This window comes from Xanthomonas sp. NCPPB 4037, assembly GCF_041475695.2.
Taxonomy (GTDB): Bacteria; Pseudomonadota; Gammaproteobacteria; order Xanthomonadales; family Xanthomonadaceae; genus Xanthomonas; species Xanthomonas campestris.
The window spans coordinates 5,056,366-5,062,500 of record NZ_CM191261.1; the positions used below are offsets into that span (position 1 = coordinate 5,056,366).

The following is a 6,135-nucleotide window of genomic DNA, read 5'->3' on the forward strand; positions in this document are numbered from 1 at the left end:
CCACACCAACGCCCGGCACAGACGTTATGCGCTACTCAGGGCACCGCAGGCGAATCGGCGCAGGCATTAGTCAACGCAAGCTCCTGCGCCTTGCTGCACAGGAATTGCCGCTGCGCCTGCGGCTCGTTGGGCCCGGTATAGCGCAGCAGCGTCCATTGCTCCTGCGCCTGCATGTCGGCACCGGGCGCGAGCGTGCGATACGGCGCGTGCACCTCCATTTCCAGCAGACCGTGTTCGGGGTGCCGCGGGGGCGCGTCCAGATACAGTTCCACCTGTCCTTGTTCGGGATGGATACGCGCCTTCGGCTGGTGCGCAAAGCGAATCAACAACACCTGCGTGCCGGCAAAACCAGCCATCCAGCCAGCGGACGGCTGCAGCAGCAGCTTGCCGCGCTGGATCAACGTGTCCGCGCGCCTGTCGGCACTCAAGACGAACAGGCCACCTTCAAGCTGATAACGCGGCGCGACGGTACCGGGATCGCTGGGTGGTTGCAGGCGTAGATCGGCCGCGTCCGCCACCGGCACGAACACCCGCGTATCTGCAGCCACACGCGTGTTGAACCACAGATCCCAGCTGAGCGGCTCGGTGCGGATGTTGCGGGCGCTGGCCTGCACGTCGATGGTGTCCGGGCGCAAAGGCGACAGGGCAACACGCTTGCGCAGTTGCACGCCCGTCACCGGGCTAGGCACGCCGTCCATCACCAGCTGCGTCGCGTCGTGTGTTGTGGCCCGCGTCGTCGCCAGCGAGAGATACGGGTCCGGCGGCCACACTGCGCCTGCTGCCTTGCGCTGTGGATTGGCCTGTTGATGCAGCCACCAGTGGCTTTGCGGGCCAACCCAGACGTCATGCCCCAGGTAAGCGATATCGCCTGCAGTGGCGGACACCTGCGGTGCCGGCTGCTGTTCCACCGCCGTCCCGAGCTTGAGCACGCTCGGCTGGCCCCGCAGCTGAAACGCCAGGATCCGCCCACCAAACGACGGCGTGGCCGTCACTTTGATCACCTCGTTACCGAGCGTGAGGCGTTCGATGGCGGGGGGCGTCTTAGGGGCTGCAGTGTCTGCGCAGCTGCCCGCCGAGGGCAACACGAGCAGTCCCGCCATGACCGCCACCACAGGAAAGCGCACCACCTTCGCCATGCCCAACTCCGCATCCATCGATCAGCCAATTGTGGCGCGCTGGTGCGCAGCACACCAGCAAGTGCGCTGCAGGAGCGAGCGCTGCCGATGTCTGCAGGTGCAACTGGCAAAGCACCGAATAATGCGAAACGTAGACGCAATGCCGATACGCATCAGATGGAAGCGCCGCTGCACGTCCATGCAGCGGCTGGCGGTTTTACAAAGTGATGCGGTGGATGCGTTTGGCGAATGCCAACAAGCCTCAGCTGGAAGCTGCTGCATCTACGCCGCGGCTCGCGACTTACAACGTGGCAGTGGTGAACTTAGAGCAGCTATCAAAACGACTGCGCAGCCTTCAGGCGGGCGCGGCCGGTGCTCGGAATCGGCATGTACCCACGTATATTCCGGTTCCTCCGCGCCGTCCGCACCCACCTGACGACTGCTCGCTACGTTTTGTTAGCCGCTCTTATAGCCGCTAACAAAACCCAGGAAGAAGCCGTAAGCAGATGATGGAGCATGCAAGCGAGAGCAACGCCAGGTGGAGATCGATGCGGCGTTCAAAGCGGATGCGCAGTTTGCCCATGCCTGCGAACCAGGCATGGGTGCGCTCGACGACCCAGCGATGACGGCCCAACCGGTCGTTGCGCTCGATTCCCTTGCGTGCGATCCGCGCAATGATGCCGCGCTGCTTGAGGAAGGCGCGACAGCGATCAATGTCGTACGCCTTGTCGGCGTGCAACTTGTCTGGCCAACGTCGCGGGCGCCCTGGTTTGCCGCCAATTGGCGGCAAGGCGTCGATCAACTCCTCGAACACGACCGAGTCGTGCCGATGGGCGCCGGTGACGCACACTGCCAAGGGCACGCCGTTGCGGTCCACGATCAGATGCCGTTTGCTGCCGAGTTTGCCGCGGTCGGTCGGGTTTGGCCCGGTGTAGGCGCCCCCCGGGGGGAGGCCACGCTGGCGGCATCCAGACTGGCTCGGCTCAGATCCAGCGTCTGGGCGCGACGCAGCTCGGTCAGCAACACCTGATGCAGACGATGCCACACACCGGCGGCTTGCCAATCACGCAACCGGCGCCAGCAGGTCATGCCGCTTCCGTAGCCCAGTTCCATAGGCAGGTCTTCCCATGGTACGCCGGTGCGCAAGACATAGACGATGCCGTTGAGGGCTTGCTGATCACTGATACGCGGCCGTCCACCTTTGGGCGAACGCTTCACTTGGGGAATCAGCGGCTCGATGCGCTTCCACAGCGCAATGGGGATCTCTTTGCGACGTGTCATGCCCACAATTTTGCGGACAGCGAAACAATAGTCAAACGATTTTGTTAGCCGTTCTTAGAGCAGCTATCAAAACTACTGCGCAGCCGTCAGGCGGGCGCGGCCGGTGCTCGGAATCGGCATGTACCCACGTACATTCCGGTTCCTCCGCGCCGTCCGCACCCACCTGACGACTGCTCGCTACGTTTTGTTAGCCGCTCTTAGTCGCGTGATACAGACAGGCGTTAGCTGGAAGCCATGCTGCTCTGTCTATGCCGCAGGTAGCGGCTTACAAAGTGACATAGTGGATGCAGTCGATGATTCGACAGATTTCAGGAAGAGGCGACGTTTAAGCAGCAAGTAGCTGCTTACGAAGTGACGCTTGGCTCCGTCGCACTGTATGTATTTGAAAGGCAGCTAGCGCTGGCAAGCCGCACACCACACCGTGGCGCGTTGGCCGATTGTGGCGTGCTTCAACTCGCGGCCGCAGTGCTTGCAGGCTTCGCCTTCGCGGCCATACACCATCAATTCCTGCTCGAAATAACCGGGCGCGCCGTCCGGGCTGATGAAATCGCGCAGCGTGGTTCCACCGCGCTGAATCGCATATGCCAGAATCTCCTTCACTGCATCCGCCAACCGCCGATAGCGCTCCAGCGACACCTTGCCAGCCTCCCGCAGCGGGCTGATTCCTGCGCGATGCAGGCTTTCTGCCGCATAGATGTTGCCAACACCGACCACCACTGCCTGGTCCATCAAGAACGTCTTGACCGCCGCACGGCGACCGCGGGCCAATGCGTGCAGATAATCGCCAGTAAATGCACCAGATAATGGTTCGGGCCCAAGGCTGGCCAGCAGCTCATGCGTTTCGCCATCGCGCTGCCATAACAGGCAACCAAAGCGGCGTGGGTCATTGAACCGCAGGACGCGCCCATTCTGCAGGCTGATATCCACATGGTCGTGCGCGCGTGGTGGCGTATCGCCCGGCAAGACCCGCAGGCTGCCTGACATCCCCAAATGCAGCACTGCACTGCCGCCTGCATCGGTATCCATCAGCAGATACTTCGCCCGCCGACGCACATCGGTAATCGTGGCGCCTGGCAGCAACTGTTCGATCTGCTCTGCGATCGGCCACCGCAAGTCAGGCCGTCGCAGGATCACGCCATGGATGCGTTGCCCCACCAGATGCGGGGCCAGCCCACGTAAGGTGGTTTCTACTTCGGGAAGCTCAGGCATGCAGATCGACTCGACACACGGCAACAGACCGGAGCACACCACATGGTGGTGCAGGCAGGCAAACACAACTGCTATGGCGGTATGAGCGGACCTAGATCCCCGCGTGCAGCCGCAGATTCTAGCCGTCTACCGGACTTACCAAGTGATCTAGACACGTGGCGGCTCTGCAGGAATGTGCTCACACCTCGCATGTTGCTAGGCACACCACTCATCTCTGCAGCAGCAGCGTCAGTAAATGCCTATTACCCGGTGCCGAAGAGGCCAAGATCTTTACGCATAGCGCTTACGTATAACGCCAGGCTGAGCAGCTAAGTGGCTTAGAAGCGGTCGATCCACGCAGCCTCTCCGCAGGGCACTTTGCACTTTGTTAGAGGCGCTGCGCACCAACATCAGAGCAAGCGTGTCCAAGCCGAGTCAGGATTAAATCGCTAGGACCGAGCGCGTCGCCTACGGCCATCTTCTGGCCGATGGTCCTGTCTTTAGTCAAATCGCAGGCAAAAAGAAACCCTCAGTCCTGTTGGACTGAGGGTTTCGGGTAAAGCCCCTGGCGATGACCTACTCTCGCATGGCTTGAGCCACACTACCATCGGCGCAGCTGCGTTTCACTTCCGAGTTCGGGATGGGATCGGGTGGTTCCACAGCGCTAATTTCACCAGGGAGACGGTTGGAGCGTCGCCATCCAAGAAACGGATTAAGGCGCCCAGTCTCGCATAGTTAACTTGTGACGTAGCTTGCGTTTGGGGATCTTCCAACGTTCGTTGGGACCAAGGCAACTTGAGGTTATATGGTCAAGCCGCACGGATCATTAGTATCAGTTAGCTCAATACATTGCTGTACTTACACACCTGACCTATCAACCACATAGTCTATATGGTTCCTTTAGGGGGCTTGTGCCCCGGGAAGTCTCATCTTGAGGCGCGCTTCCCGCTTAGATGCTTTCAGCGGTTATCGCTTCCGAACATAGCTACCCGGCAATGCCACTGGCGTGACAACCGGAACACCAGAGGTTCGTCCACTCCGGTCCTCTCGTACTAGGAGCAGCCCCTCTCAAACTTCCAACGCCCATGGCAGATAGGGACCGAACTGTCTCACGACGTTCTGAACCCAGCTCGCGTACCACTTTAAATGGCGAACAGCCATACCCTTGGGACCGACTACAGCCCCAGGATGTGATGAGCCGACATCGAGGTGCCAAACACCGCCGTCGATATGAACTCTTGGGCGGTATCAGCCTGTTATCCCCGGAGTACCTTTTATCCGTTGAGCGATGGCCCTTCCATACAGAACCACCGGATCACTAAGACCTACTTTCGTACCTGCTTGATCCGTCGATCTTGCAGTCAAGCACGCTTATGCCTTTGCACACAGTGCGCGATGTCCGACCGCGCTGAGCGTACCTTCGTGCTCCTCCGTTACTCTTTAGGAGGAGACCGCCCCAGTCAAACTACCCACCATACACGGTCCCTGATCCGGATAACGGATCTAGGTTAGAACGTCAAGCACGACAGGGTGGTATTTCAAGGTTGGCTCCACTGCAGCTAGCGCCACAGTTTCATAGCCTCCCACCTATCCTACACAGACGAACTCAACGTTCAGTGTAAAGCTATAGTAAAGGTTCACGGGGTCTTTCCGTCTTGCCACGGGAACGCTGCATCTTCACAGCGATTTCAATTTCACTGAGTCTCGGGTGGAGACAGCGCCGCTGTCGTTACGCCATTCGTGCAGGTCGGAACTTACCCGACAAGGAATTTCGCTACCTTAGGACCGTTATAGTTACGGCCGCCGTTTACTGGGGCTTCGATCAAGAGCTTCGCCTTGCGGCTGACCCCATCAATTAACCTTCCAGCACCGGGCAGGCGTCACACCCTATACGTCCACTTTCGTGTTTGCAGAGTGCTGTGTTTTTGATAAACAGTCGCAGCGGCCTGGTTTCTGCGACCCTCTTCAGCTATAGCTCGCATGAGCCACCAAAAAGGGTGCACCTTCTCCCGAAGTTACGGTGCCATGTTGCCTAGTTCCTTCACCCGAGTTCTCTCAAGCGCCTGAGAATTCTCATCCTACCCACCTGTGTCGGTTTACGGTACGGTCTTCGTGAGCTGAAGCTTAGGAGCTTTTCCTGGAAGCGTGGTATCAGTGACTTCGCCATAAAGGCTCGTCTCGGTGCTCGGTCTTAAAGGATCCCGGATTTGCCAAAGATCCAAACCTACCGCCTTTCCCCGGGACAACCAACGCCCGGTACACCTAACCTTCTCCGTCCCTCCATCGCACTCACGCGAGGTGCAGGAATATTAACCTGCTTCCCATCGACTACGGCTTTCGCCCTCGCCTTAGGGACCGACTAACCCTGCGTCGATTAACGTTGCGCAAGGAAACCTTGGGCTTTCGGCGTGCGGGCTTTTCACCCGCATTATCGTTACTCATGTCAGCATTCGCACTTCCGATACCTCCAGCAGACTTCTCAATCCACCTTCGCAGGCTTACGGAACGCTCCTCTACCGCGCATAAAACCGAAGTTTTACGCACCCCAAGC

3 protein-coding genes, 2 rRNA genes and 2 other RNA genes (1 of these 7 only partly in view) are annotated in these 6,135 nt (G+C 59.3%); 2 read left to right on the forward strand and 5 right to left on the reverse strand.

All coding sequences use genetic code 11. The features are described from left to right. Nucleotides 1-35: 35 nt before the first annotated feature. Nucleotides 36-1,154 carry a DUF4380 domain-containing protein gene (locus ACCQ01_RS22180; protein ID WP_228433624.1) on the reverse strand — a complete coding sequence of 373 codons (1,119 nt, stop codon included), beginning with the start codon at nucleotides 1,152-1,154 and terminating at the stop codon, nucleotides 36-38. Between the two features lie 348 nt (nucleotides 1,155-1,502). Between ACCQ01_RS22180 and ACCQ01_RS22185 the strand changes: the two genes are divergently transcribed. Further along, nucleotides 1,503-1,577, forward strand: a non-coding RNA gene (locus ACCQ01_RS22185) — sX9 sRNA. A 13-nt stretch (nucleotides 1,578-1,590) separates the two neighbouring features. Here ACCQ01_RS22185 and ACCQ01_RS22190 read toward each other — a convergent pair. Then, nucleotides 1,591-2,396, reverse strand: a protein-coding gene (locus ACCQ01_RS22190) for an IS5 family transposase (RefSeq protein WP_372358838.1) whose coding sequence is annotated in 2 segments (ribosomal slippage) — nucleotides 1,591-2,066 and nucleotides 2,066-2,396 — 807 coding nt in all. Because the reading frame shifts where the segments join, the coding sequence is not laid out codon by codon here. A 118-nt stretch (nucleotides 2,397-2,514) separates the two neighbouring features. Here ACCQ01_RS22190 and ACCQ01_RS22195 point away from each other — a divergent pair. Beyond that, a non-coding RNA gene (locus tag ACCQ01_RS22195) (sX9 sRNA) lies at nucleotides 2,515-2,589 on the forward strand. A gap of 200 nt (nucleotides 2,590-2,789) precedes the next feature. Here ACCQ01_RS22195 and mutM read toward each other — a convergent pair. The 3 genes from mutM to ACCQ01_RS22210 form a co-directional block, all read right to left on the reverse strand. Beyond that, the gene (gene mutM, locus ACCQ01_RS22200; RefSeq protein ID WP_228424458.1) at nucleotides 2,790-3,605 is read right to left on the reverse strand and encodes a bifunctional DNA-formamidopyrimidine glycosylase/DNA-(apurinic or apyrimidinic site) lyase; all 816 of its coding nucleotides are present in this window, start codon (nucleotides 3,603-3,605) and stop codon (nucleotides 2,790-2,792) included. Between the two features lie 542 nt (nucleotides 3,606-4,147). Further along, nucleotides 4,148-4,262: ribosomal RNA gene (gene rrf / locus ACCQ01_RS22205) — 5S ribosomal RNA — on the reverse strand. 127 nt (nucleotides 4,263-4,389) lie between these two features. Then, nucleotides 4,390-6,135, reverse strand: a 23S ribosomal RNA gene (locus ACCQ01_RS22210) (it continues 1,137 nt past the right edge of the window).

Coding starts and splice junctions, on each gene's coding strand:
- ACCQ01_RS22180 (WP_228433624.1), bottom strand. CDS start 1,154: ATGGATGCGGAGTTGGGCATGGCGAAGGTGGTGCGCTTTCCTGTGGTG.
- mutM (WP_228424458.1), bottom strand. CDS start 3,605: ATGCCTGAGCTTCCCGAAGTAGAAACCACCTTACGTGGGCTGGCCCCG.